Raw genomic sequence first — 24,794 nt, 5'->3', positions numbered from 1 at the left:
GGCCGCTCAAAGCTCGGCGATGAGACCGAGGAGGAAGAGCATCTCGGCCACCTGCTGCGCCGCGCCGAGGACATCGCCGGTCTGGCCGCCGATCTTGGCGCGCGCCAGCAGCGCCAGACCCCCAACTCCGGCAAAGGCCAGCAGGATGGGCAGGATGCCCTGGATGCCGACGGCGGCCAGCGCGATACCGACCCCGAGCAGGACCGCCACGGCGACACGGTCCCAGCCGGGCACGCCGACGTGGCGCGAGAGGCCGCCGGGCCGGGCGTGCGGCAGGGCCCGCATCAGCACCGGCATCACCGCGCGCGACAGGGCGGCGGCGGCAAAGATGGGGCCAAGCCCGTCGGTTGGCAGCAGCGCCGCCAGCGCCAGCCAGCGCAACCCCAGCGACATCACCAGCGCCACGATGCCGTAGGTGCCGGTGGTCGAATCCTTCATGATCTCCAGCCGCCGCTCGCGGTCGTGCCCGCCCCAGAACCCGTCGGCGGTATCCGACAGCCCGTCCTCGTGCATGGCGCCGGTCAGCACCGTCATCACCGTGAGGACAAGACCAGCCGCCAGCCCGGGCCCAAGCTCGAACCCGAGCGCCAGATGCCCCGCCAGCGCGGCCAGCAGGGCCACCGGTAGGCCCGCGAGCGGAAACGCCCATGCGGAGCCGGACTGGCGTTCAAAGACCCTTTCGGGCAGGTGCGGAAGGGGCAGCCGGGTGAGCAGGACGCAGGCAACACCGATGTCCCAGAGCGAGGGGGTCTGCCAGGCTTTGTCGTTTTTGCCCATTGTCCTGACCGTTCCGGGGGTTGTGGCCTCTGCACGAGCGGTTAAACACCGGGGGCAACGCGGATGCAATGAGGCTTTGAATGCTGCCCGACCTGACCGACCTCGCCACACTTCGCAACCTTCTTGCCGGGGCGTCCGGGCCCGATACGGCCGCACTCGAGGGCGCGCGCGAGCGCAACGCCGCGCTGACCAAGCCCCCCGGCGCGCTGGGGCGGCTCGAAGAACTGGCGATCTGGTACGCAGGCTGGCGCGGCGATGCGCGCCCGGTGATCAAGTCGCCGCAGGTCGTGATCTTTGCCGGCAACCATGGCGTGACGGCGCAGGGCGTCTCGGCCTTCCCCTCCGAGGTCACGGTGCAGATGGTCGCGAACTTCCGTTCCGGTGGCGCCGCGATCAACCAACTGGCCGGGGCCGCGGGTGCCCGGATGGATGTGATGGACCTCGCGCTCGACCAGCCCACCGCCGACTTCACACAGGCCCCGGCGATGAGCGAGGCGGACTGCGTCGCGGCGCTGCGCGCGGGCTGGGGTGCGGTCGACATCTCCGCCGATCTCCTCGTCGTGGGCGAGATGGGCATCGGCAACACCACTTCCGCCGCTGCCCTTGCGCATGCGCTCTACGGCGGCACGCCCGATCAGTGGGTGGGGCGCGGCACCGGTGTCGATGACGCCGGGCTTGCCAACAAGGCGCGCGTGGTGGCCGAAGGCGTGGCGCTGCATGCCACGGCGGGCGACGGGCTGGACCTGCTGGCCGCGCTCGGCGGGCGCGAGGTCGCTGCCATGGCCGGGGCCATCGCGGCCGCACGGCTCCTGCATATCCCGGTGATCCTCGACGGCTTCATCTGCTGCGCCGCCGCGGCCTGCCTGCGGCAGGTCTCGCCCGGGGCGCTCGACCACTGCGTGGCCGGGCATCAGAGCGCCGAGAACGCGCATGGCATGCTGCTGGAGCGGCTCGGCATGGAGCCGCTGCTGCGGCTGGGCCTGCGCCTTGGCGAAGGGTCGGGCGCGGCACTGGCCATCCCGCTGCTTCAGGGCGCGGTCGCCTGCCATAGCGGCATGGCCACCTTTGCCGAGGCGGGCGTCTCCGGCGGCTGAGGCCAAGGTCGGCCCTCAGGCCGACTTGCGCTTGTCCTCGCTGGCCCGGTTCAGCAGGGCCGCCTCCAGCTCCTTCTCCAGCTCGCGGGAGCGCGCCACATAGGCGGCGTTCTCGCTCGGCGGGATGTTCGGGTCCCAGACCTCGGCCAGCTGCCGCAGCGCGTGGCGGTCGTGGGCGTAGAAGGTCTGCTCCGCCTCCGCCGCCTCGAACCCCGACAGGCCGACGTTCTCGAGCACATAACGCCCCGCGCGCAGCGAACTGTCGAAGGTCTCGCGGACGATGTCGTCGGCCCCGGCACGGAACAGTTGGAACACGTGGTTGCGGTCATAGGCGCGCACCACGATGTGCAGATCCGGCCGCTGGCGCCGCGCGTAAGACACCAGCATGGTCGCCTTGTCCTTGTCGTCGAGCGCCACGACCAGAACCCGCGCCTTCATCAGCCCGGCGGCCTTCAGCAGCTCGGGTCGGGTCGGGTCGCCAAGGAACCCCTTGAAGCCGAAGCGCCGCATCAGCTGGATGGTCTGCATGTCGTGGTCCAGAACCACCGTCTTGAACCCGCTGTGCTGCACCAGCCGGTTCACGATCTGCCCAAAGCGCCCGATACCGGCGATGATCACGGGGCCTTCCTCGTTGATCTCGTCGGGCTTGAAGGACGGACCGCTGTCGCGCATCCGCTTCGAAATCTGGTCGTAGAGGATGAACAGCAGCGGCGTGATCAGCATGGTCAGCGCGATCACCAGCAGGAGCTTCTCGGACAGGTCATTGGGCAGCACGTTGATCTGCACGGCAAAGGCCAGCAGGACAAAGCCGAATTCACCGGCCTGAGCGAGGGACAAGGTAAACAGCCAACGGTCGCGCCCCTTGAGCTTGAACAGCTTGCCCAGCAGGTAGAGCACCGCACCCTTGGCGACGATCACCAGCAGCGCGAGGCCGATCAGGTCGCCGGCATCGGCATAGAAGGCCTCGAAGTTGATACCGGCCCCGACCGTGATGAAGAACAGGCCCAGCAGCAGCCCCTTGAAGGGTTCGAGGTCGCTCTCGAGCTCATGCCGGAATTCGGAGTTGGCCAGAACCACGCCCGCGAGGAAGGCGCCAAGCGCCGGGGAGAGGCCCACCAGCGTCATCAGGAAGGAAATGCCGACCACGATCAGCAGAGCCAGCGCGGTATACATCTCGCGCAGGCGGGTGGCGTGGATAAAGCGGAACACGGGCCGGGTCAGGTATACCCCGGCGAGGATGATGAAGGCGATGGCGGCGATGGTCACCAGCGTCACCGCCCAGCCGGGCAACCCATCGACCAGCGAGGGCGCGGCATGGTGCGCCTCGTCCTGGATCGCGAGCGAGATCGAGCCGTCATCGTTGATCGACCCGTAGGTCGGGATCGCCAGCAGCGGCAGGAAGGCGAGGATCGGGATCACCGCGATATCCTGCGTCAGCAGAACCGAGAAGGCCGATCTGCCGCCGCCTGTGCGCACCAGCCCTTTCTCCGACAGCGTCTGCAACACGATGGCGGTGGAAGACAGCGACAGGGTCAGGCCGATTGCCAGCGACGAGGTCCAGTCGAGCCCGCTGGCGATGGCGGCGCCCATCAGCACCAGCGTACTCACCACGACCTGCAACCCGCCCAGCCCGATCAGCCGGTGGCGCATGTCCCACAGCGCGCGCGGTTCCAGCTCCAGCCCGATCAGGAACAGCATCATTACCACGCCGAACTCGGCAAAGTGCTGCAGCTCTTCGGTCTCGCTGCCCACGAAGTGCAGTGCGGGGCCGATCAGGATACCCGCGGCGAGGTAGCCGAGCACCGAGCCCAGCCCCAGCCGCGAGGCGATCGGCACCGCGATGACCGCGGCGGCAAGGTAGATCGAGGCCTGGTAGAGGAAACTTTCCATCGATAGCGGTTCCTTGTGGCGGTCAGGTCGGCAGCGGGGCGTCGCGTTTCAGCTGGTCCATCACGATCTGGCTCTGCACCCGCGCGACGGCGGGATGCGCCAGCAGGACCTCGTGGATCAGCCGGTTCAGGGAGGGCAGGTCGACACAGTAGACCCGCAGCAGGTAGTCGGCCTCGCCCGTCATGGTCCAGGCGCTGGTCACTTCGGGGCGGCCCCGGATCAGCCGGGCAAAGGAGGAGGACTGCTCGGGGCCGTGGGTGCCCAGCTGAACCTGGATGAACCCCTGCACGGCCAGCCCCAGCCGCAGCGGGTCCAGCCGGGCGCAATAGCCCTGAATATAGCCGTCGGCCTCGAGCCGCTGGCGCCGCCGCCCGGCTTGGCTGGGGGACAGGTTGAGCATCTCGCCCAGCTCCTGCGCGGTCAGGTGCGCGTTCTTTTGCAAGGCTGCCAGAAGGCGGGTGTCGGTATCGTCAAGCACGTGCGGCGAATCCCCTCGTTACTGCACAGATAGTGCGGAATTTACGCGCTTGAACAGGGAAGGCGTTTCACAAGCGCGCAAGTTCAAGCGCTGACTCGGCGTATCCTCGCCGACGAAGCGCGCGCATTGAAACAACTGGTGAGCGCGGTGCCGGTGGCTGCGATCTCTCCCGCCTTGTCTTTTTGGACGCCGTTCAACCCGCCGTTGCGGGGGCGTTGCGCAAGTGTCGCAGCCAGCCTGAATTGGCTTCTTCGCTCGCAGGGAAAGGGTTACCGTGCCTGACCGCATCCTTAGTTTAGGGACGGCGGATTGAATGAAGAACTTTCAGGGGGGAAGACCGGAATGACCACCTACACGGTCTACGACTACGCAAACAGATGGACCTACTCGGACCTCACCAACATCCTCCTGGACGACATCCAGACGGTCAGCGTCAGCTCGACCCGCCTCGTCGGTTCGGCAGGGGGCTTCCTGGTGACCTTCTCGGGCAGCTTCACCTTCTCTGGCGGTCAGCTGAGCGGGGGCACGGTGACCGGCATCTCCATGACGCACCAGGGCCATGCCGTCGCCAGCTACACGGATTTCCGGATCGGCATCATCGACCTGGCCTACGCCTACGACATCAACGCCGAGCTGTTCGGGGGCGACGACACCATCGTCTCCTACTGGAATCATGACGACCAGATATGGGCCTATTCCGGGAATGACCGGATCCGTCTGGGGACCGGGGACGACATCATCGAGGCAGGCTCGGGCACCGACACCTTCGTCGCCATGACCAAGTTCGCGCCCGGGCAGATCAGCCACGGCTACGATGTGCTGGTGATCGACGGTGCCTATGGCCGCGACCAGCTCTACGATGTCGAGATCGTCGAGTTCCTGGACGCCAAGATGGCGGTCCGCTTTGGCACCTACAGCTCCCAGCAGATCGAGGGCGACACTTTCGCCGCGACGAAACACGACTACATCGCCGGGCAGGGTGGCAATGACATCATCCTCGGGCGCACCGGCAACGACCGCCTGTTTGGCGACGGCGGCAACGACAACCTGCGCGGCGGCAACGGCGAAGACTACCTGTCGGGTGGCAGCGGCGACGACACGCTGGCCGGCGAAAAGGGCTGGGACCGGCTCGTGGGCGGCGCCGGTAACGACAAACTGCTGGGCGGCGATGGTCTCGACACCCTGCTTGGCGGCGGCGGCGAGGATATCCTCGACGGCGGGGCGCACGATGACCGCCTGCTGGGCGGTGGCCGGGCCGACGATCTGTTCGGCGGCGAGGGCAACGACGTGCTGATCGGCGGTGCGGGCAACGACCGGCTGAACGGTCACGTGGGGAACGACATCCTGACGGGCGGTGCCGGGAAAGACGTCTTCTACTTCCGCACTGGTCACGGTGACGACGTGATCACCGATTTCGAGATCGGCCGTGACCTGATCGAGATCGGCAAGGGCGCCTCGCGCTTCGGGCAACTCGACTTCGAACGCCAGGGGCAGCACGTGTTGGTCAGCTTCGATGATGTCAGCGTTCTGGTCGAAGGGGTGCGCGTGGCTGACCTGCGCGACGCCGACAACTTCCTTCTCTGACCTGAGAACCGGCATGCCCGGATCGAGTGAGTTCCTATTTTGTTCTTGATCCGGGCGCGCCTATGATGCCACCCTGCCGGAAACGGCGGGGCAGGTTGCATGGCGCATTTCAGACAGGGCGAGATGGCGCGCAACCTGCGCCTCTACCCCTGGTTCAAGTTCTTTCAGGGCCTCTATTTCTGGCACGCGGTCTGGTTCCTCTACTTCCAGTCCGAACTGTCCGCCGCCGAGGCGGTGCTGCTCTACGCCATCTACGACATCGGCGCCCTCGCGCTCGAGGTGCCCTCGGGCTACATGTCCGACCGGCTCGGGCGCCGCGTGACCCTGATCGCCGCCGCAGCATCCGGCATGGCCGGTGCGGTGCTGCTGGGCATCGGCGGCAGCTTTCCCGTGTTCGCTCTGGGGCAGGTCCTGATCGGGGCGGGCATGGCCTTCATGTCGGGAACCGACAGCGCGCTCCTCTACGAAAGCCTCGCCGCAGACGGCCGGTCCGACCAGATCGAGCGGGAGGAACTGCGCGCCTGGCGCGCAGGCTTCGCCGCCAGCGCGATGGCGGGGCTGGCCGGGGGCGCCATGGCCCTCGCGTCCGGTGCGCTGCCGTTCTGGGCCAGCGCGGCGGCCTCGGCCTGCGCCCTCGTGATCGCCCTGCGCTTTGCCGAGCCGGACAGCGCCACCCCAAAGCCGACAGGTGGCGAGCTCGCGCGCCTCGGCGGACTTGGCCGGTCCTTCCTGCATCCCGTTCTGGTCTGGCTCTTCGTGCTCAACATGGCGATGTATATCCTCGGCCATGTGCCCTTCGTCTTCGGCCAGCCTTTCATCCTCGCCACGCTCGACAGCCTCGGCCTCGCGGGCGAGGCACCGCTCGTCAGCGGCGGCGTCTCGGCCACCATGATGGCGGTCTCGCTGCTAGCCTCCCTCATCGTCGTTCCCCTGCGCCGCCGCCTCGGTCTGCCCCTGCTGCTGCTTGTCGCCTTCGCGATCCAGATCCTGCTCTGCGCCGCCCTTGCCCTGTCGGGGTCGCTGCTGGCCATAGCCCTGCTGTTCCTGCGGATGGTGCCCGACGCCCTGTCATGGCCGCTGATCCTCGCACGGATCCAACCCCTGCTGAGCAGCGCCAGCCGGGCCACCTACCTGTCATTGCAGAGCTTCAGCGGGCGCATGATCTTTGCCGGCACGCTGCTGTTCGCGGCCGATGCGATCCCGGGCGAGGGGCAAATGGATCAGGGCGCCCTCGCTACGGTTCTGGGAGCCTACACCATAGCGGGGCTGGTTGTGCTGGGGCTGCTGGCGGTGGCACTGCTGCGTGTCCGGATAGAGCAACCACCCGGGGCCTAGGTGGAAATGATCAGCCGCTCGGGATCTTGAGGGTCATGTTGCGGCCCTTCTTCTGATAGCGAAGCTCGCTGTCGCCAATCGCCACGACCCGTCCGCCGTCGACCGTGTCGCCGACCTGGACCTTCTTGTAACGCCCGCTCGGCAGGCGCACCAGCGCGCGGCGGTCGGACGAGGTGCCGTAGACGCCGATCAGGTTGACCTTGTTCAGGTTGATCGCGCCGTCCTGCGTGGCCTGACGGGCCACCGAGGCCGCTGTCGGGATCGAGGGCTGCACCGTTGCGGCGGCCGCCGTCTGTTCCGGTTCCGGCTCGTCGTCGCCAGCGTCGGACTGGCCGGCGCTGGTGTCGGGCTGGGCGGCGACACTCGGTACGCTCGCCACCGTCTGCTGCACGATGCTGGCAAAGTCGCTCGGGCGCGCGCCGGGGCGCGGCGACGCGGCGACCGCCTGTTTCGTCGGGGGCAGGCCGGGCTCGGCCTGTTCCTGCAGTTCCTGTTCCTGCTCGGACTGCGGGCGCAGACGCGGCCGCAGCGTTGCGAGTTCGGTCCGGGTCAGCCCGCCAAGCTGGTTGCGCTCGGCCTGCTCCTGCAGGTCCTCGGGACGGGCGCGGGGCCGCAGGTTGGCGAGACGGTTGCGCGCCTCCACCGTCTCGGCGGGCACATCGACGCGCGCGGGGATGGTGGCCGGTGCCAGCGGGGGCCGACCGGCGTAGATCATTACGCCATCGGGGTTCAGCGTCCCCTCGGCCGAGGCGGCGACGAGCCCGCGCGGGTCAAGCTCGAAGTCGGTGCCATGCGCCGCGGGAGAGCTGAGGATGGTCGGAGCGTTGTCGGTGGCGAACCCGCTGTCGGGCGGCAGGGCGACGGCATCCTGCGCCATGTCGGTGCGGTCGATCGAGGCGACGAACACATCGTCGATCCCGACGATCGCGGGGCTTTCGAGCGTCTCGGGCGCTTCGGGCCAGATGCCGGTGGCGGCATAGCGCGCCATCAGGTCGGTCTCGTCGCCCGGTTCGAAGTCGCCCAGTTCTTCCTCCGGCAGGGCCGCGAGCTCCATCGCTTCTTCCTCGGCGACGGTCTCATCCGCCAGCATCTCGTCGGTCAGCTCCGGCGCCGACTCTTCCGAGGTCTCGGGAATGGCATCGTCCGGCGTGGCCGACAGCGCGTCCAGCACGGCGACATCGGTGTCGCTCAGCGCCGGAGCCGTGGCGGCGGGCTGGTCGCCCGTCTCGGGCATCGCCGGGGTCGCCGCCCCATCGGGCGCGGCCATGGCGACGGGGTCGGTATCCTGCACCGTGGGCGCGGGAGCCGGGCTCATGGCGAATTCGCTCGGGTCGTCGCGGGGGCCGAAGATCCCTGCCAGCCCGTCGTCGAGGAACAGCGAAGCCCATGCGGCGACGGCGGCCAGCGCCAGCAGCAGCGCGGCGGTCAGCATCAGGCCAAGTCGCTTGGGCTTGCCGCCGACCTCGCCGGGACGGCGCGCGCCGAAAACGGTCATCCGGTCGGTTTCGTCCCGCGGTGTCTGGCCGTCGGGCAGCGGCGGCGCCTCGGTATGTGCCACCGCTTCGGCGGCGACAGGGCGGGGCGCGCGCGGCGCCTCGCGTCGGCGACGTTGCCCCAGAAGGGCGCCAAAGCTCGCGTCCGGAGTTTCCGTGCTCTCTTCGGTCCCGGGTGTTTCCTCGTCGGCAGTCTCGAACTCCGGCACCGCGATGCCCGGGTCGGTCACGGCCGCACGGGCCACGGCACTTTCCGTCTCGGCCTCGTCCAGAAGGACATCGGCCTCGGCAGGGGCCAGCGTGATGCGGGGCTGCTCGGCGGTGACCGGCGTGGCCGGGGCCGGCGTCTCGCCGCCCTCGGGGCTCTTCTGGCGGCGGCTGGAGAAACCCGCCGCGGGTGTGCTTTCCTCGGCGGCCTCTGCCGCAGGGTCTGCAACCTCGGGCGTCTCGGGTTCGTCGGGCGTCTCGTCGGGGAACTCGGCCGGCCCAACCACCACCACGGCAATGCCGTCTGGCTCGACCTCGGCGCCGCCGGTGATGTCGCGGGCACAGGCCGTCTCGCCGAAGAAGGGCTCGCCCAGAAAGGCCTCCTCGCCGGGATTGGCCACGAAACAGAGCGGCGCAAAGCGGTGCTCGTTGGCAAAGGCCTCGGCCTCGTCCAGCGTCTCCTGCGCCACCGCCGCGACATGGGTCATCCGCCCGTCGGGCGAGATGTCATAGGCCAGTTCGTCGATCTCGTAGGGCGTCGCACCGGCAAGCTGGGCACGCGCCATCTCGAGCCGGGCGTCGCCTTCGAAACTGCCGGTCTCGACGCTCAGATAGCGGATCTGGTCGTTCGGCAGAACCAGCTTGGTGGTGATCCCCTCAGGCGACAGGCGCAGCGCGGTCTCGCGCAGATCGGCCAGCGCGGCGCGCAGGTCGGGCGTATCCAGCGCGACCTCGCCCACATGGCGCCAGCCACCTGCCGCGCGATGCAGCAGGGTAATGCCCTCGAAGGACAGTGAAAGCGCGAATTCGGGTTTCATCCGCCGGGCCACTCGTATTCCTTGCTCGATCTCCTCCGCCCCGGATGCCGGGGGCGAGGGCCGTCTGCGACAGTGCCGATACTCTAAGGCAGGACTCTGCCGAGGAAAAGAAAAACACCATCCGGACGGTTGCGGTCTCCATAGCAAAGACTCAAAGTTTAAGAAAATGCAAAGGAGTGGGAATTGACCCGTATTGCGAATCTTGGGCGGCAGTTCGCCGCCGATACCGTGCGCGCCGGTGCCGCCGGTTTCCGGGCCGTGGGCCTGCCCTGCCTCGTTCTGTGCCTTGGCCTGTCGCAGGCTGCCCCGGTCCTGGCCGAGGCCGCGCCGATGCGCCAGATCACGGTAACCGGCGAAGGCACCGCCGAGGCCGAGCCCGACATGGCGCGCATCACCCTTGGCGTGACCCATCAGCAGATTGACGCCAGCGACGCGATGAGCGCCACGTCGGACGATATCGCCCGCATCACCAGCCGCCTTCAGAGCCTTGGCGTGGCCCCGCGCGACCTCCAGACCCAGTCGATTTCGCTCTCGCCGGTCTGGTCCGATTCCGAACCGGGCCGCGAAGACGGCGCGCATCGGATCACTGGCTTCGTCGCCAGTTCCACCATCATGGTCCGGGTGCGCGACCTCGACGGGCTCGGCCCGCTGCTCGATGCCGTCATGGCCGGAGGGGCCAACGACTTCAGCGGCCTGCAATTCTCGGTGACCGATCCCAAGCCGCTCGAGAACGCGGCGCGGACGGCGGCGGTCAAGGATGCGATGGCCAAGGCCGTGCTGCTGGCCGATGCCGCCGGCGTCAACCTCGGCCCGATCCAGAGCATCTCGGATCATGGCGGCGGTGGCGGCCCCGTCATGATGGACATGGCCCCGGCGTCCTTCCGCAAGGGCGCGATGCCGATCTCCTCGGGCGAGATCTCGGTGGGCGCCAACGTGACGGTGGTGTTTTCCATCGTCGGCGAGTGACCGTCGGGTATCACCCCGCAAGCCATTGAAATCAAAAAGGGCCGCCCATCGGGGCGGCCCTTTGTCATTCTGTCAGGAGGCCGGGGATCAGCCCAGCAGGTCCTTGACCTTGGCCACGGTTGCGGCGGCGGTGATCCCGAACTTTTCGTAGAGCACTTCTGCCGGGGCCGAGGCGCCGAAGCTGTCCATGCCGATGAAACCGGCCTTGGCCTCGCGGCCGCGCTCGCCCAGCAGCCAGCGATCCCAGCCCTGGCGCACGGCGGCTTCGATGCCGACGCGGACGGGGCCCGCAGGCAGGACCTTGCGGCGGTAGGCTTCGTCCTGCTCGGCGAAGAGCTCCATGCAGGGCATCGAGACGACGCGGGTGCCGATGCCGTCGGCCTCAAGCGCCTCGCGGGCCTCCATCGCGATCGAAACTTCCGAACCGGTGGCGATCAGGATCGCCTGCCGCTTGCCGGTAGCCTCGGCCAGAACGTAGGCGCCCTTGGCGGTCAGGTTCGAGTTCTTGTGCTCGGTCCGCACGGTCGGCAGGCCCTGACGGGTCAGCGACAGAACCGAGGGAGTCTCGGTCGAGGTCAGCGCCAGTTCCCAGGCTTCGGCGGTCTCGATGGTGTCGGCGGGGCGGAACACCCAGGTGTTCGGCGTCGCGCGCGAGATCGCCAGATGCTCGACCGGCTGGTGGGTCGGGCCATCTTCGCCCAGACCGATGGAGTCATGGGTCATCACGAAGACGGTCGGCACCTTCATCAGCGCGGCAAGGCGCATCGAGGGGCGGGCGTAGTCGGTGAAGCACATGAAGGTGCCGCCGTAGGGGCGGATCCCGCCATGCAGCGCCATGCCGTTCATCGCGGCGGCCATGCCGTGCTCGCGGATGCCGTAGTGGATGTAGCGACCTTTCCGGTTCTCCGGCAGGAAGACCCCCAGATCACCGGTCTTGGTGTTGTTCGACCCGGTCAGGTCGGCAGAGCCGCCCAGCGTCTCGGTCATGATCGGGTTGATCACTTCCAGCACCTTTTCCGACGACGCGCGCGTCGCCAGCTTGGGCGCGGTCTCGCTCATCTGCTTCTTCAGCGCCTTGATGGTCGCCGACAGCTTCCTGGGCGCTTCACCGGCATAGATCCGGTTGAACTCGGCCTGCTTGCGCTCGGACAGCATACCAAAACGCGACCGCCACTCGGCGAGGTCCTCTGCGCCCTTGCTGCCAATCGCTTCCCAGGCCGCTTTCACGTCGGCAGGAACTTCGAACGGGCCGTAGTTCCAGCCATAGGCTTCCTTGGCGGCGATCAGCTGCTCGGGGTTGGTCAGCGCGCCGTGGCCCTTGGAGGTGTCCTGTGCGGCGTGGCCAAGCGCGATATGCGTCTTGCAGGCGATCATCGTCGGCTTCTTCGAGGACTTGGCCTTGGTCAGCGCGGCGTCGATCTGCTCCGGGTCATGGCCGTCGATCTCGATCACCTGCCAGCCGGATGCGCGGAAACGCGCCGGCTGGTTGGTGGCGTCGGCAATCTCGACAGTGCCGTCGATGGTGATGTTGTTGTTGTCCCACAGCACGATCAGCTTGCCGAGTTGCAGGCGGCCGGCCAGCGTGATCGCTTCCTGGCTCACACCTTCCATCAGGCAGCCGTCACCGGCGATGACGTAGGTGTGGTGGTCGACGACCTTCTTGCCGTACTGCGCGCGCTGCACTTCCTCGGCAATGGCAAAGCCCACCGAGTTGGCAATGCCCTGGCCCAGCGGGCCGGTCGTGGTCTCGATCCCCTTGGCGAGGAAGTTCTCGGGGTGACCGGCGGTCTTGGCGCCCCACTGGCGGAAATTCTTGATCTCCTCCAGCGTGATCTCCTTCGAGCCCGTGAGATAGAGCAGCGAGTAGAGCAGCATGGAGCCGTGGCCCGCCGACAGGATAAAGCGGTCGCGGTCCGGCCAGGTCGGCTCGGAGGCGTCGAACTTGAGGTGTTTCTCGAACAGCACCGTGGCTACGTCGGCCATGCCCATCGGCATCCCGGAGTGGCCGGAATTGGCGGCATGGACGGCGTCGAGCGTCAGGGCGCGGATGGCGGTGGCCTTGGCCCAGTGATCGGGGTTCTTTGCAGCGAGAGAGGTCAGATCCACGGGGACGGGTCCTTTGGTTTCGGCTGAGATCCCGCTGCTAATAACAGCCATAGGTCAAAGATCAAGCGATTGCCGGACGCCGCTCAATCCATCACATCAGGTCCACCGGGCAAGCCCCTGAATCCAAAGGGGAGGCAATTTGCATTCCCTTTGCTAGACTGGCAGGACAACCGGGCAGGGACCGATTCGGCTCGCCCGCTCAAACCGGAGGCAACGGTGCGGCGCGCGGGCGGTCAGGTCAGTAAGGCAGGTGAGGGCATGAGTGAACTAGACAACTTGCAGAACCGTATCGCCTCGGCGATGGAACGGATCGCCTATCGCGTCGAGAAGCTGAACGACCGGGTCGGCACCGCTGCCCCCGCGGCGCCGGGGCTGGCCGAGGCTCTAGAAGAAGAGAAGCTGGCCAATTCCCAGCTGCAGGAACGCCTGCGCGTCCTGAACCAGAACCATTTCGATGAACTCGCGCGCCTCCAGAGCCGTCTGGCCGATGCGCCCGACGCCGAGGAACTGGCGCGGCTGCGGGCCGAGCTTGCCGCCGCCCCCGACGCGGGCGAGGTCGCACAGCTGCGGGCCCAGCTTCAGGCCCAGTCTGCTGCCGTCTCGCGGCTCGACACCGATCTGCAGCGCCTGCGGCAGGCCAATGACAAGCTGCGCGCCAGCAATGCCGCCCTGCGCGAGGCCAACGAGGCCGGGGTGGGCGAGCCGCACCTGATCAACAGCGCCATGCTGGCCGAGCTGGAGGGGCTGCGCGCCGCCCATGCCGCCGATGCCGCCGAGGCCGCCGCCGTGCTGGCCCAGCTCGAACCGCTTCTTGCCCACGCGGGCGCGGGCGAAGACCACGGGGAGGACGCCTGATGCCGGAAGTCACCATTCGTATCGGCGGGCGCAGCTTCGATGTCTCCTGCCAGTCGGGCGAGGAAAGCTACCTGCAGGCCGCCGCCAAGATGCTGGACGACGAGGCCCAGGTGCTGTCGGACCAGATCGGGCGGATGCCCGAGGCTCGGATGCTGCTGATGGCGGGACTGATGCTCGCCGACAAGACCGCCTCGGTCGAGGACCGCATCCGCGAGGTCGAAAGCCGGCTCGCCGAGAAGGAGGCCGAACTTGACCAGCTGCGCGACCGCCGCCCGGTGGCCGAGCGCGTCGAGGTGCCGGTGATCCCGCCTTCGGTCACGGCCACGCTGTCGGAACTCGCCGCGCGCGCCGAGTCGCTGGCGGCCATGCTGGAAGAAGAAGAGGCGCCCGAATAGGGCGCCTCTCTTTCAGGTCCGCGGCCCCCTCTGGGAACACGGACGATCCGATGCACTGATCTCAGGCGTTGGCTTCGCGGATCTTGTTCGCCGCGTCCTTGTCGTAGGCAACACCGTTCTCTTCGAACAGCGTGTCCAACTCGCCCGAGAGGGTCATCTCGGTGACGATGTCGCAGCCGCCCACGAACTCGCCCTTGACGAAGAGCTGCGGAACGGTCGGCCAGTCCGAGAAATCCTTGATGCCCTGGCGAATGGCGTCGTCGGCAAGAACGTTCACGTCCTTGAAGTTGACGCCCATGTAGTTCAGCACGCCCGCCACGCGGCTGGAAAACCCGCACTGCGGCATTTCCTTGGTGCCCTTCATGTAGAGCACCACGTCATTGGCGCTGATCGTGTCCTTGATCTGGCTTGCGATATCGGTGGTCTCGGTCATTTGCGATGTCCTTTGGTCCTGTCTGTCGGGTCCGGCGGCCCGGAGAGCGCCCCGTCATCTTTGTCGAACATATAGGGTCTGTCAGGGTTGCGGTCCATAGCCTGCCTAAATCCCGTCAGGTCGGTTTCGTCCATGCCGACCGCGTGGTCGCGTCGTGGCTTCGGCTGGTGGGACGACAGGGGGCGCCGCGGGCGATTGCGGCGCAGGACCGCCTCGACACAGATCGCCAGGGCAACCAGCGCCCCGATCGCGATGCCTATGACCGCGGCGGTCCCCAGAGGGCCTAGTCCGGCGCCTTGGTGGTCAGCGCCAGCGCGTGCAGTTCCCCGGCGCTGCCGTCCATCTTGCCCTTCAGCGCGGCATAGACGGCGCGCTGCTGCTGCACCCGGTTCTGGCCCCGAAAGCTCTCGTCGATCACTTCGGCCGCATAGTGGTTCCCGTCCCCGGCAAGGTCGGTGATGGTGATCTTGGCGGCAGGAAAGCTCGCCCGGATCAACTCTTCGATTTCATGGGCTTGCATGGCCATATGGCGTTCTCCTTTCGCTGTGCGGGCGCCCCGACTGGGGTCGGCCCGCGGCTTCTTCACTTAGAAAATACCCGAAATTCCCCGGCCCGCAACGGGCGCTAGAGGTCGAGCTCGACCCAGACCGGCACGTGGTCCGACGGCTTGTCGCGCCCGCGCACTTCCTTGTCGATGCCGGTGTCGACCAGCCGGTCGGCGCATTGCGGCGTCAGCAGGAAGTGGTCGATCCGGATCCCGTTGTCGCGTTGCCAGGCTCCGGCCTGGTAATCCCAGAAACTGTAGTGCCCCGGACCCGGCACGCGGGTCCGGAAGGCCTCGGTGAAACCAAGGTTGGCGATCCGCTGAAACGCCGCGCGGCTCTCGGGGCGGAACAGGGCGTCTTCGCGCCAGCTCTCCGGCCTCTTGGCGTCCTCGGCCTGGGGGATGATGTTGTAGTCCCCGGCCATCAGCGCAATCTCCTCGGCATCGAGCAGCGCCTGCGCGCGGGCCTTCAGGCGGTCCATCCACGCCAGCTTGTAGTCGAACTTGGGTCCCGGCGCGGGGTTGCCGTTCGGCAGGTAGAGCCCGCAGACCCGAAGTGCTTCCTTGCCGACGACCGTCGCCTCGATCCAGCGCGCCTGTTCGTCCTCGTCGTCGCCGGGCAGGCCGCGAGTCACGTCCTCCAGCGGGAGTTTCGACAGGATCGCCACGCCGTTGAAGGACTTCTGGCCGTGGGTCTCCACGTTGTAGCCGCGATCCTCGAACAGCTCGCGCGGAAAGGCCTCGTCGACCGACTTGATTTCCTGCAGCACCACCACGTCCGGCGTCGCTTCGTCAAGCCAGGCGGGCAGCGCCTCGGCGCGCGCCTTGATCCCGTTGATGTTGAAGGTGGCCACTTTCATTGGATGCGCGCCTTTCGGGTGTTCCGGCAGTTCCCGATCTATGACCCAGCCCGGCCCCGGGGGCAAGGGAAGCCAGGGCGCGGGGTGATTCAGGAGGGCTGATTCGGGGCGCAAACGGGGCGGCCCGGCGCGATTCTGGAGTTATCCAAGGGTGTGGATAGAGTTTTTTCTGTCCACAGGCCCGTCAGGCATCCGGAGATCCGGCGCAAGGGTAGGGCGCTGCTTTAATGTGGAAAAGCGGGCAACAATACACGCTCTCAGAGAAAAATGTTTTCAGAACTATCGCTATGGTGTCAGCCTCATCGTGTTCATCAGCAAAGGAGGGACCGCGATGATCGCTCAGAAAGTCTTTTTGAAAGAAAATGTTAGCCGTACCACAGACCTGGATGCCATGGGACTTGGCGAAGGTCTGTCGATGTTCACGTCAAGTTCGCAACCAACCGCCCACGCCGACATGCATGCTGGCGACCAGATCGCTCTCTTCACCTCCAGTTCCGGACCGGTGGAGGGGCTGGCCAGCGGCGAAGGGGTGGAAATGTTCACCTCCAGTTCGGCACCATCGTCGGGCGGGGTGATCCTGCTGGGCGCGGCGACGGGTCTTTTCACCTCCGGCAGCTGAGCCGGGCAAGGGAGCAATACCGGCGGATGGCGTTTGCCATCCGTCGCTTGCGGAGGAACGGAGATGACCAACATCCTGCAGCCGGTGGTTCCGCATTGGACAGGCCAAGAGGGCGACCGTCTCACCTGTCTGGTCGAGGCCTTCGCGCGCCATCGCCGCAACGAGGAAGAGGTGTTCTGGCTTAAAGAAAACGCCGAGTTGCTGGGCATCCTCGAATGCACCGGCCTGCCTCTCTCCGATGACATTCTCGCGCCCTACGCCGATTTCTACGCCGGGCTGGAGCAGCGCATGGGCTTCTTCCCGCAATACTACCGTTTCTTCCTCTCGCTCTGCCTCGACCTCGAAGACCTGGGAATGCCCGGGAGCAAGGGCGAGGCACTGGCACTCTGGTCGGCCCGGCAGGGCTTGGCCGATGCCGAACTCTCGGACCTGCAACGCGCCGAGGCGCGCCGGCTGATGCAGCGCAGGGGCGTGGACCCGTTCCCCAGGGACCCGGACCTCGACCAGCGCCTGCATGCCTTCATCGACCGTAACGAGACCTTCGCGCTGCCCAACCGCAAGGCCGCCTACGAACTGACCCATATCGTCTTCTACCTCGGCGAATACGGCCGCCGAGATCCGGGCCTGTCGCCCGCCGCGCTGGTCAGCCTCGAATACGCGGGCCTTGTCGCCTACCTTGGGCAGGATGCCGACCTGATGGCCGAGATCTGCATCGCGTTGCGGCATGCCGGAGCCACCCCGCCGCCGCTCTGGGAGGACTGGATCGCCCGCGAGGCGCGTGGCTTCTCGCTGTCGCATAGCGAGGTCCGGGGCGCCGATGACTACCATACCTTCCTCGTCAGCAACTGGGCGATGGCAGCCGCCGGTCGGCCCGCCTTTGCCCTTCCGCCCCGGCGCGGGGCGCTCGGCTTTCACCGCTACGCGGACCCGAGCGCGCCGTTGCGCCAGATCTCCGAACGACTGCTGCGGCTGGGCGAGCGGCGCCGCCGCGACTGGGGCGCGATGCGCGCGACCCTGCTGCAGGACATCGGGCACGAGGGGCAGGGCATCCTCGCCCGGGCCGAGGCCAGCAGCGCCCGTTTCGGCAGCTTCTTCGAAGGCTTCGCCCGAACCGGGCTGTGCGGGGTGCGGTTGTGAGCGCGGCGCGAATGGCCGCGACCGGCGCGGCACTGGCCGTCGGCTACACCGTTCTGGCCTCGGGCGCGGACGCCATCACCAAGGTGATCGCGGGGGCCTACGCAGCCCCCCAGCTCTACGCGATGTCCGGCCTGCTGGTCGCACTGATGAGCCTCGCCGCAGACCGCCACCCGGCCCAGCGGCGGGGGTTCCGCACCACCTGTCCCCGCGCCATGGCGATGCGCTCGGCGGCCACCGTGATCGCGGCCATCGCCTTCTTTCAGGCGTTCCGCCTGCTGAGCTTCGCCGAGGTGTTCCCTTTCGTCGCGCTGATCCCGATCATCGCGGCCCTGATGTCCGGCCCGGTGCTGGGCGAGCCGGTGCGCCCGGTGGCTTGGGCCGCGCTCGGGGTCGGGGTGCTGGGGGTCTTCTGCCTGTTCCCGGCCGGTCTCGGTTCCATCGGGGCGGGCCACCTCTGGGCGCTTCTGGCCTCGGTCGCGGGGACCTTCTCCATCGTGCTCGCCCGCTACATCGGCAGGCGCGAGAGCAACGGGCTGGCGCTCGTGCTCTATCCCAACCTCGCGCTCTGCGTGGCGATGGGGCTGGTGCTGCCCTTCGTCTGGCGGCCCATGCCGCTGGCCGACCTCGGCTGGGTCGTGGGCTATGCGGTGCTGCTGTTCAGCGCGCGCTGGGTGCTGGTGCTCTCGCTGCGCCGCTTGCCGGCCTACGCGGTGACCCCGCTGCTCAACCTCCAGTTCGTCTGGATGGTCGCGCTTGGTGCACTCGCCTTCGGCGAAGCGCCCGAGATGCGCGTCATGCTCGGCGCGACGGCGGTGATCGTGTCAGGGGTGGCGCTTGTGCTCGGCGAAGCCTTCGGCACCGGGACTCTCAGGGAGAGCCCGGCGCGGGCCTGAGAGTCACGGGGCTTGAATTACATCGAGAAGGAAGTGCCGCAGCCGCAGGACGAGGTAGCATTCGGATTCTCGATCACGAAACGCGCACCGATCAGTTCCTCGGAAAAGTCGATGGTGGCGTTCGACAGGAACGGCAGCGACACGCTATCGACCACGACCTTCTCGCCCTGACCTTCAAGGACCAGATCGTCCTCCGCCGGGTCATCCAGCGCGATCTCGTATTGGAAACCGGAACAGCCGCCGCCTTCGACGGCAACCCGCAGGGCCTTGCCCTGTGTGGCCGCGCCGATCTCGGCAAGGCGTTCAAAGGCGCGTTCGGTGACTTTCGGGGGAAGCTGCATGGGGCGCTCCGTCAATTTCAAAGGGGCGGTTTCATAACCGCTTCGCCTACAATATAGAAAGCCCGGGAACAGGCGACAAGGATCGGCGAACATGTGGGCGCCCTATGCCTCGGATCCGGCACAGTCCAGAGGACGTTTGATGCCGGAAGAAGAGAGTTTTTTCCGCTCGTGCTTTCAGCGCGACCGGGACCGTATCATCCATGCCAGCGCCTTCCGGCGGCTGAAGCACAAGACGCAGGTCTTCATCGAGCACGAGGGCGATTATTACCGCACGCGCCTGACCCACTCGATCGAGGTGGCGCAGGTGGCCCGCACCATCTCGGGCTCGCTGGGGCTGAACCAGGAACTGACCGAGGCGGTGGCGCTGGCGCACGACCTCGGCCATCCGCCCTTCGGCCACACCGGCGAGGATGCGCTGCACGTGCTGATGGAGCCCTACGGGGGCTTTGACCACAACGCGCAGGCGATCCGCATCGTCACCTCGCTCGAGCGGCACTATGCCGAATTCGACGGGCTGAACCTGACGTGGGAGACGCTGGAAGGCATCGCCAAGCACAACGGCCCTGTCGTCGGGGACCTGCCCTGGGCGCTCGAGGCCTACAACAAGCGCCACGATCTGGAACTGCACACCTATGCCAGCGGCGAGGCGCAGGTGGCGGCCATCGCCGACGACGTGGCCTACAACCACCACGACCTGCACGACGGTCTGCGGGCCGAGCTCTTCTCGACCGACGAACTGGCCGAGCTCCCGATCCTGCGCGACAACTTCGCCGAGGTGGACCGCAAGTATCCCGGCCTGAACTATTACCGCCGCCGGCACGAGGCGCTGCGGCGCTTCTTCGGCGTGCTGGTCGAGGACGTGATCGCCTTTGCCAAGGTCCGGCTGGACGAGATCGACCCGCAGTCGGCCAGCGATATCCGCCATGCCGGGCGCACGGTGATCCGTTTCTCGCAGCCGCTGTTCGACGACCTCAAGGTAATCCGGCAGTTCCTGTTCGACCGCATGTACCGCGCGCCCACCGTGGTGGAGATGCGCAGGAACGTGACGCGCGTGGTTTACGAACTGTTTCCCTATTTCATGGAGCATCCCGACCAGCTGCCGAAACAGTGGCGCAAGGACGTCGAAGAGGTGCAGAATGAAATCGAACTGGCGCGCATCGTCTGCGACTACGTTTCGGGCATGACGGATCGCTTCGCCTTGCAGGAACACGCGAGATTGCTGGGAACGGAACCGCTGACGGATCGTTCTCCCCTCTGATCCCGCAGAAAAGGAGAGGGCATGACGGAGGCAGGCGCGGGGATGACCCCGGTGATGGCGATTGCGCTGGTCGGGGTGCTGGGGGTCGGCGCGCAATGGCTGGCCTGGCGCCTCAAGCTTCCTGCCATCGTGCTGATGCTGCTGGCGGGCATCCTCATCGGCCCCGTCACCGGCATCTTCGACCCCGAGCGGGACATCGGCGACCTGACCGAGCCCTTCATCTCCATCGCCGTGGCCGTGATCCTCTTCGAAGGCGGCCTGACCCTTAGCCTCGGCACGCTCAAGGGCGTGGCGCAGGGGGTGCGGCGGCTGGTGCTGATCGGCGCGCCGCTCGGCTGGCTGCTGTCCTCGCTCGCCCTGCATTTCGGGGCCGGGCTGACGTGGGAAACCTCTGCGGTCTTCGGCGGCATCATGATCGTGACCGGGCCGACGGTGATCGCGCCGCTGCTGCGGCAGGCGCGGCTGTCGCGCAAGCCCTCGGCGCTGCTCCAGTGGGAGGCCATCGTCAACGACCCGATCGGCGCCATGGCCGCGGTTCTGGCCTTCGAGGTGGTTCGCATCAAGTATCTCGATACCGAGACCATGGGTGAGGCGATCTTCTCGGTCGTCGGCGGCATCCTTTTCGGCATCGCCGTCGGCTCCCTCGCCGGCTGGGGCCTCGCCCGCGCCTTCAAGCGTGGCTGGGTGCCCGAATACATGAAGGTCTCGGTGCTCTTCACGGTGCTGCTGGGCGTTTTCGCCCTGTCAAACTGGACCCTGCATGAAAGCGGGTTGCTGGCAGTGACAGCGATGGGTGTGATCCTCGCCAATGCCAACCTGCCGTCCTACGAGGAAATCCGCCGCTTCAAGGAACATGCGACGATCCTGCTGGTCTCCGGCGTCTTCATCCTGCTCGCCGCCTCGCTCGACTTCTCGATGCTGGGCCAGCTGACATGGCGCGCGGCGCTCTTCCTCGTGCTGGTGATCTTCCTCGTACGTCCGCTAACGGTCTACACCTCGCTGATCGGCAGCGACGTGGGCTGGCGCGAACGCACGCTGGTGGCGCTGACCGGCCCGCGCGGGGTGGTGTTGGTGGCGGTGGCGGGCCTGTTCGGCGCCCGCCTTTCGGGGCTCGGGGTCGAGGATGGCGACCTCGTCGCGCCGCTGGCCTTCGCGCTGGTGGCGGCCACCGTGGTCGTGCACGGCTTCACCCTCGCGCCGCTGGCCCGCGCCCTGGGCCTGACCGGGGCCGAACAGCCGGGCGTGCTGGTCGTCGGGGGATCGCGCTGGAGCACGGGCTATGCCGAGGCGCTGAAAAAGGCCGAGATCCCGGTCCTGATCAGCGACCGCAACCTGTCGCACCTGCGCCCGGCCCGCAGTGCCGGCATCCCGGTGTTCTTCGGTGACGTCCTCTCCGAGGACGCCGAGCACCGCATCGAGAGCGCCCATTTCGCCCGCCTTGTCGCGGTCACCGACAACGACGCCTACAACACGCTGGTGGCAACCGATCTGGGCCATGAGTACGGGCGGGACAACGTGTTCCAGCTCAAGCGCGCCAACGAGGAGAGTGCGCGCAACTCCCTGCCTGCGACGCTCGGCGGGCGGCTCTTCGCGCAGGGGCTGACCTATGACGAGCTCGAGAGCAGGCATCGGCAGGGCTGGGAATTCCGCACCACGCGGCTCAGCAAGGAATACACGCTGGAGCACTGGCTCGAACAGCGGCCGGACTCGGTGATCATGACCATGATCTACCCCAACGGGCAGCTTCGCTTCCCGGGGCCCGAGACCGAGGTGTCGGGCGGAGAGGGGGCGCGCATCGTCCACTTCTCGCCCCGAAAGGCCGAGCCGAAAACGGCTCCGGACGCCGGGAAGGGAGCAGGGGACGACGCTTGAGGCGTTGACCTCCTTGGCGCGCGTGGTACACCGCGCAAATCTCTCAAAGGACCTGTCATGAACCTCTTTGCCGAAATCCGTACGCTCGTGCTCGAGAGCCTCGATGCCATGGCCGCCGATGGGGCGCTGCCGCAGGGGCTTTCGCAGGAGAGCGTGACCGTCGAACCGCCGCGCGACGCCGCGCATGGCGACATGGCCACGAATGCCGCCATGGTGCTGGCCAAGCCCGCCGGTCTGAAACCCCGTGACATCGCCGAGGACCTCGCCGCGCGCCTGCAGGCCGACGACCGGATCGTCAGCGCCGAGGTGGCCGGTCCGGGCTTCCTTAACCTGCGCCTCGCGCCGACCGTCTGGCAGGGCATCGTCGGCGCCGTGCTGGAGCAGGGCACCGCCTTCGGCAAATCCGACATGGGCAAGGGCCAGAAGGTCAACGTCGAATACGTCTCGGCCAACCCGACCGGCCCGCTGCACGTGGGCCATACCCGCGGCGCGGTCTTCGGTGACGCGCTGGCGAGCCTGCTGGACTACGCCGGTTACGAGGTCACCCGCGAATACTACATCAATGACGGCGGCGCACAGGTCGACGTGCTGGCCCGCTCGGTCTACCTCCGCTATCTCGAAGCCCACGGCAAGGATGTCGAGTTCGCCGACGGAACCTACCCGGGCGACTACCTGATCGCGGCCGGGGAAAAGCTCAAGGCCAAGGTCGGCGACGCCTACATCGACGAGCCGGAGTCGGTCTGGCTGGAAGAGGTGCGCGACTTTGCCACCGACGAGATGATGGCGCTGATCCGCGAGGACCTGAAGCTCCTGAACGTCGAGATGGACGTGTTCTACTCCGAAAAGTCGCTCTACGGGACCGGCCGGATCGAGCAGGCCATCGCCCAGCTCGAAAGCAAGGGCCTGATCTATCGCGGCGTGCTCGAACCGCCGAAGGGCAAGACGCCCGAGGACTGGGAGCCGCGCGAGCAGACCCTGTTCAAGTCGACCGAACACGGCGACGATGTCGACCGCCCGATCAAGAAGTCGGACGGCGCCTGGACCTATTTCGCGCCCGACATCGCCTATCACTACGACAAGGTGCAGCGCGGCTTCGACGCGCTGATCGACGTCTTCGGCGCCGACCACGGCGGTTACGTCAAGCGGATGAAGGCGGCGGTCTCGGCGCTTTCTGACAACCGCGTGCCCCTCGACATCAAGCTGTGCCAGCTGGTCAAGCTGTTCAAGAACGGCGAGCCCTTCAAGATGTCCAAGCGGGCAGGGACCTTCATCACCCTGCGCGACGTGGTCGATCAGGTCGGCCCCGACGTGACCCGCTTCGTCATGCTGACCCGCAAGAACGACGCCCCGCTGGACTTCGACTTTGACAAGGCCGTGGAGCAGTCCAAGGAGAACCCGGTGTTCTACGTGCAATACGCGCACGCCCGGGTGATGAGCGTTCTGCGCCGCGCCGCCGAGGCCGGTGTGGCCGCGGATGACGACACGCTCAAGGCCGCCGACCGGTCGCTCGCCGCCCACGAGGCCGAGCTGGCGCTGTCGCGCAAGTTGGCGGAATGGCCGCGCCTCGTCGAGATCGCCGCGCGCACGCACGAACCGCACCGCGTCGCCTTCTACCTCTACGAACTGGCCGGCGATTTCCACGCGCTCTGGAACCGTGGTAACGACCAGACCGAGCTGCGCTTCCTGCAGGAGGGCGATGCCGCCGCAAGTCAGGCGAAAATCGCCCTCGCTCGGGCTGTTTCCGTTGTTATTTCTGCAGGTCTTGGTATCTTGGGTGTCACACCGGCGCAGGAGATGCGGTAACAAATTCGCCCGAAGCGCCGATCGAGCAGTTCAAGAACAGCACCGTTAAGCGGGTCAACCGTACAAGACGGGCAGTGAGGCGACATGGCGGATATCGAATACACTCAGGGTGTAGACGAAGACTACGACGTTCCCGCATCTGCGGGCATTGGCAGGCTGGTCAACATTCTCGGTGCGGTGGCCTCGGTCGCCCTTGTCGCCGGTATCGGTGTCTGGGGCTACAAGCTCCTCATGCGGGATGTCAGCGGCGTGCCGGTGGTACGCGCGCTGGAAGGTCCGATGCGGATTGCGCCCGAGGACCCGGGCGGCCGCCCCGCCGACCATCAGGGGCTCGCGGTGAACGAGGTTGCCGCCTACGGCACCGCCGCCGCACCGGCCGAGCAGGTGATGCTTGCCCCCAAGCCCGTGGAACTCGCCGCCGAAGACAAGGCGATGGACGAGCTGGAACAGGAAAAGGTGGCCGGTGACGTCAGTTCGACCGTCGACGCGCTGGTGCGCGAGCTGATGTCGGACTCGGGCGATGTCGACGAAGAGGGCGATACCAGCGCCGTCGACGGGCCGGAGGTTCTGACTGAAGCCGCCGTGCAACTTCCCGCAACCGAACCCGAGGAAACCCCGGCCATGTTCAGGCCGGAATCCGGTGTGGGCCGCGCGCCCGGGCTGCGCGAGTCGCTGCGCCCGTCGCCCCGGCCCGCCGGCTATGTCGCCAGCCACCAGCCCGAACGGCTGGTGCGCGCCAGCGCCTCGGCCCCGGTGCAGGAGATCGACTCCGCGACGCTGCCCGCAGGAACCCGCCTTGCACAGCTCGGCGCCTTCGACACGCCCGACATCGCCCGCGCGGAATGGGACCAGCTCAGCCAGCGCTTTGCCGACTACATGGGCGGCAAGGCGCGGGTGATCCAGGAGGCCGAGAGCGGCGGGCGCACCTTCTACCGCCTGCGCGCGATGGGCTTTGACGATATCAACGATGCACGGCGCTTCTGCTCGGTCCTCGTGGCCGAGAGCGCCGACTGCATTCCCGTGACGACCCGGTGAG

The 24,794-nt window shown here is 67.3% G+C and carries 22 protein-coding genes; 13 read left to right on the top strand and 9 right to left on the bottom strand.

Going from position 1 to position 24,794, the window contains the following annotated elements; genetic code table 11:
* Positions 1-6: 6 nt before the first annotated feature.
* A complete protein-coding gene (gene cobS, locus DDT93_RS18350; protein WP_109467335.1) occupies positions 7-777 on the bottom strand; it encodes an adenosylcobinamide-GDP ribazoletransferase in 771 nt (256 codons plus the stop codon).
* A gap of 80 nt (positions 778-857) precedes the next feature.
* Here cobS and cobT point away from each other — a divergent pair, with 80 nt between their 5' ends.
* Positions 858-1,871 (top strand): nicotinate-nucleotide--dimethylbenzimidazole phosphoribosyltransferase, encoded by a 1,014-nt coding sequence (gene cobT / locus DDT93_RS18345; protein WP_109467334.1) that lies wholly within the window; start codon positions 858-860, stop codon positions 1,869-1,871.
* Positions 1,872-1,886: 15 nt separating this feature from the next.
* On the opposite strand, the gene DDT93_RS18340 is transcribed toward cobT, so the two are convergent.
* Positions 1,887-3,761: a monovalent cation:proton antiporter-2 (CPA2) family protein gene (locus DDT93_RS18340; RefSeq protein ID WP_109467333.1), complete on the bottom strand. Its 1,875-nt coding sequence runs from the start codon at positions 3,759-3,761 to the stop codon at positions 1,887-1,889.
* A 22-nt stretch (positions 3,762-3,783) separates the two neighbouring features.
* Positions 3,784-4,239, bottom strand: a complete 456-nt coding sequence (locus tag DDT93_RS18335) for an Lrp/AsnC family transcriptional regulator (protein ID WP_109467332.1) — start codon at positions 4,237-4,239, stop codon at positions 3,784-3,786.
* Positions 4,240-4,581: 342 nt separating this feature from the next.
* Here DDT93_RS18335 and DDT93_RS18330 point away from each other — a divergent pair, with 342 nt between their 5' ends.
* The gene (locus DDT93_RS18330) at positions 4,582-5,823 is read left to right on the top strand and encodes a calcium-binding protein (RefSeq protein WP_109467331.1); all 1,242 of its coding nucleotides are present in this window, start codon (positions 4,582-4,584) and stop codon (positions 5,821-5,823) included.
* Positions 5,824-5,922: 99 nt separating this feature from the next.
* Positions 5,923-7,158 (top strand): MFS transporter, encoded by a 1,236-nt coding sequence (locus tag DDT93_RS18325; RefSeq protein WP_232825501.1) that lies wholly within the window; start codon positions 5,923-5,925, stop codon positions 7,156-7,158.
* Between the two features lie 10 nt (positions 7,159-7,168).
* On the opposite strand, the gene DDT93_RS18320 is transcribed toward DDT93_RS18325, so the two are convergent.
* Complete coding sequence (locus tag DDT93_RS18320; RefSeq protein ID WP_109467330.1) at positions 7,169-9,676, bottom strand: hypothetical protein; 2,508 nt, start codon at positions 9,674-9,676, stop codon at positions 7,169-7,171.
* 183 nt (positions 9,677-9,859) lie between these two features.
* Here DDT93_RS18320 and DDT93_RS18315 point away from each other — a divergent pair, with 183 nt between their 5' ends.
* On the top strand, positions 9,860-10,642 hold the full coding sequence (locus DDT93_RS18315; protein ID WP_232825500.1) for an SIMPL domain-containing protein: 783 nt from the start codon (positions 9,860-9,862) through the stop codon (positions 10,640-10,642).
* An 87-nt stretch (positions 10,643-10,729) separates the two neighbouring features.
* Here the strand turns inward: DDT93_RS18315 and tkt are convergent, their stop codons facing one another.
* Positions 10,730-12,748 carry a transketolase gene (tkt, locus tag DDT93_RS18310; RefSeq protein WP_109467329.1) on the bottom strand — a complete coding sequence of 673 codons (2,019 nt, stop codon included), beginning with the start codon at positions 12,746-12,748 and terminating at the stop codon, positions 10,730-10,732.
* Positions 12,749-13,006: 258 nt separating this feature from the next.
* On the opposite strand from tkt, the gene DDT93_RS18305 reads away from it, so the two are divergent.
* Both DDT93_RS18305 and DDT93_RS18300 read left to right on the top strand, forming a co-directional pair.
* On the top strand, positions 13,007-13,603 hold the full coding sequence (locus DDT93_RS18305) for a hypothetical protein (RefSeq protein ID WP_109467328.1): 597 nt from the start codon (positions 13,007-13,009) through the stop codon (positions 13,601-13,603).
* Complete coding sequence (locus DDT93_RS18300; protein ID WP_109467327.1) at positions 13,603-13,998, top strand: cell division protein ZapA; 396 nt, start codon at positions 13,603-13,605, stop codon at positions 13,996-13,998. The genes DDT93_RS18305 and DDT93_RS18300 overlap by 1 nt, the downstream gene beginning before the upstream one ends.
* A 61-nt stretch (positions 13,999-14,059) precedes the next feature.
* Here DDT93_RS18300 and grxD read toward each other — a convergent pair whose 3' ends face one another.
* The 3 genes from grxD to xth form a co-directional block, all read right to left on the bottom strand.
* Positions 14,060-14,431 (bottom strand): Grx4 family monothiol glutaredoxin, encoded by a 372-nt coding sequence (grxD, locus tag DDT93_RS18295; RefSeq protein ID WP_109467326.1) that lies wholly within the window; start codon positions 14,429-14,431, stop codon positions 14,060-14,062.
* 283 nt (positions 14,432-14,714) lie between these two features.
* Positions 14,715-14,957, bottom strand: a complete 243-nt coding sequence (locus DDT93_RS18290) for a BolA/IbaG family iron-sulfur metabolism protein (RefSeq protein WP_109467325.1) — start codon at positions 14,955-14,957, stop codon at positions 14,715-14,717.
* A gap of 98 nt (positions 14,958-15,055) precedes the next feature.
* On the bottom strand, positions 15,056-15,835 hold the full coding sequence (gene xth, locus DDT93_RS18285; protein WP_109467324.1) for an exodeoxyribonuclease III: 780 nt from the start codon (positions 15,833-15,835) through the stop codon (positions 15,056-15,058).
* Positions 15,836-16,166: 331 nt separating this feature from the next.
* On the opposite strand from xth, the gene DDT93_RS18280 reads away from it, so the two are divergent.
* From DDT93_RS18280 to DDT93_RS18270, 3 genes are all read left to right on the top strand, one after another.
* Positions 16,167-16,454, top strand: a complete 288-nt coding sequence (locus tag DDT93_RS18280) for a DUF6749 family protein (protein WP_109467323.1) — start codon at positions 16,167-16,169, stop codon at positions 16,452-16,454.
* A 63-nt stretch (positions 16,455-16,517) separates the two neighbouring features.
* Entirely contained in the window at positions 16,518-17,591 is a 1,074-nt protein-coding gene (locus tag DDT93_RS18275) for a DUF6902 family protein (RefSeq protein WP_109467322.1), read from the top strand.
* Positions 17,588-18,484 carry a DMT family transporter gene (locus DDT93_RS18270; protein ID WP_332872704.1) on the top strand — a complete coding sequence of 299 codons (897 nt, stop codon included), beginning with the start codon at positions 17,588-17,590 and terminating at the stop codon, positions 18,482-18,484. The genes DDT93_RS18275 and DDT93_RS18270 overlap by 4 nt, the downstream gene beginning before the upstream one ends.
* A 17-nt stretch (positions 18,485-18,501) precedes the next feature.
* Here DDT93_RS18270 and DDT93_RS18265 read toward each other — a convergent pair whose 3' ends face one another.
* On the bottom strand, positions 18,502-18,825 hold the full coding sequence (locus DDT93_RS18265; RefSeq protein ID WP_109467320.1) for a HesB/IscA family protein: 324 nt from the start codon (positions 18,823-18,825) through the stop codon (positions 18,502-18,504).
* 91 nt (positions 18,826-18,916) lie between these two features.
* On the opposite strand from DDT93_RS18265, the gene DDT93_RS18260 reads away from it, so the two are divergent.
* From DDT93_RS18260 to DDT93_RS18245, 4 genes are all read left to right on the top strand, one after another.
* Entirely contained in the window at positions 18,917-20,083 is a 1,167-nt protein-coding gene (locus tag DDT93_RS18260) for a deoxyguanosinetriphosphate triphosphohydrolase (protein ID WP_109467319.1), read from the top strand.
* A 21-nt stretch (positions 20,084-20,104) separates the two neighbouring features.
* The gene (locus DDT93_RS18255) at positions 20,105-21,955 is read left to right on the top strand and encodes a cation:proton antiporter (RefSeq protein ID WP_109467318.1); all 1,851 of its coding nucleotides are present in this window, start codon (positions 20,105-20,107) and stop codon (positions 21,953-21,955) included.
* Positions 21,956-22,012: 57 nt separating this feature from the next.
* Positions 22,013-23,758, top strand: a complete 1,746-nt coding sequence (argS, locus tag DDT93_RS18250; RefSeq protein WP_109467317.1) for an arginine--tRNA ligase — start codon at positions 22,013-22,015, stop codon at positions 23,756-23,758.
* 84 nt (positions 23,759-23,842) lie between these two features.
* Complete coding sequence (locus DDT93_RS18245; protein ID WP_109467316.1) at positions 23,843-24,793, top strand: SPOR domain-containing protein; 951 nt, start codon at positions 23,843-23,845, stop codon at positions 24,791-24,793.
* Position 24,794 lies beyond the last annotated feature (1 nt).

This window comes from Albibacillus kandeliae (genome assembly GCF_003116585.1).
Lineage (GTDB): Bacteria > Pseudomonadota > Alphaproteobacteria > Rhodobacterales > Rhodobacteraceae > Albibacillus > Albibacillus kandeliae.
Note: the sequence above shows the minus strand (reverse complement) of the source record. Positions and strands in the feature narration are given on the sequence as shown.

Coding starts and splice junctions, on each gene's coding strand:
- DDT93_RS18280 (WP_109467323.1), top strand. CDS start 16,167: ATGATCGCTCAGAAAGTCTTTTTGAAAGAAAATGTTAGCCGTACCACA.
- DDT93_RS18245 (WP_109467316.1), top strand. CDS start 23,843: ATGGCGGATATCGAATACACTCAGGGTGTAGACGAAGACTACGACGTT.
- DDT93_RS18300 (WP_109467327.1), top strand. CDS start 13,603: ATGCCGGAAGTCACCATTCGTATCGGCGGGCGCAGCTTCGATGTCTCC.
- DDT93_RS18290 (WP_109467325.1), bottom strand. CDS start 14,957: ATGGCCATGCAAGCCCATGAAATCGAAGAGTTGATCCGGGCGAGCTTT.
- DDT93_RS18340 (WP_109467333.1), bottom strand. CDS start 3,761: ATGGAAAGTTTCCTCTACCAGGCCTCGATCTACCTTGCCGCCGCGGTC.
- xth (WP_109467324.1), bottom strand. CDS start 15,835: ATGAAAGTGGCCACCTTCAACATCAACGGGATCAAGGCGCGCGCCGAG.
- DDT93_RS18325 (WP_232825501.1), top strand. CDS start 5,923: ATGGCGCATTTCAGACAGGGCGAGATGGCGCGCAACCTGCGCCTCTAC.
- DDT93_RS18265 (WP_109467320.1), bottom strand. CDS start 18,825: ATGCAGCTTCCCCCGAAAGTCACCGAACGCGCCTTTGAACGCCTTGCC.
- argS (WP_109467317.1), top strand. CDS start 22,013: ATGAACCTCTTTGCCGAAATCCGTACGCTCGTGCTCGAGAGCCTCGAT.
- cobS (WP_109467335.1), bottom strand. CDS start 777: ATGGGCAAAAACGACAAAGCCTGGCAGACCCCCTCGCTCTGGGACATC.
- DDT93_RS18275 (WP_109467322.1), top strand. CDS start 16,518: ATGACCAACATCCTGCAGCCGGTGGTTCCGCATTGGACAGGCCAAGAG.
- DDT93_RS18260 (WP_109467319.1), top strand. CDS start 18,917: ATGTGGGCGCCCTATGCCTCGGATCCGGCACAGTCCAGAGGACGTTTG.
- DDT93_RS18305 (WP_109467328.1), top strand. CDS start 13,007: ATGAGTGAACTAGACAACTTGCAGAACCGTATCGCCTCGGCGATGGAA.
- cobT (WP_109467334.1), top strand. CDS start 858: ATGCTGCCCGACCTGACCGACCTCGCCACACTTCGCAACCTTCTTGCC.
- DDT93_RS18320 (WP_109467330.1), bottom strand. CDS start 9,676: ATGAAACCCGAATTCGCGCTTTCACTGTCCTTCGAGGGCATTACCCTG.
- DDT93_RS18255 (WP_109467318.1), top strand. CDS start 20,105: ATGACGGAGGCAGGCGCGGGGATGACCCCGGTGATGGCGATTGCGCTG.
- grxD (WP_109467326.1), bottom strand. CDS start 14,431: ATGACCGAGACCACCGATATCGCAAGCCAGATCAAGGACACGATCAGC.
- DDT93_RS18330 (WP_109467331.1), top strand. CDS start 4,582: ATGACCACCTACACGGTCTACGACTACGCAAACAGATGGACCTACTCG.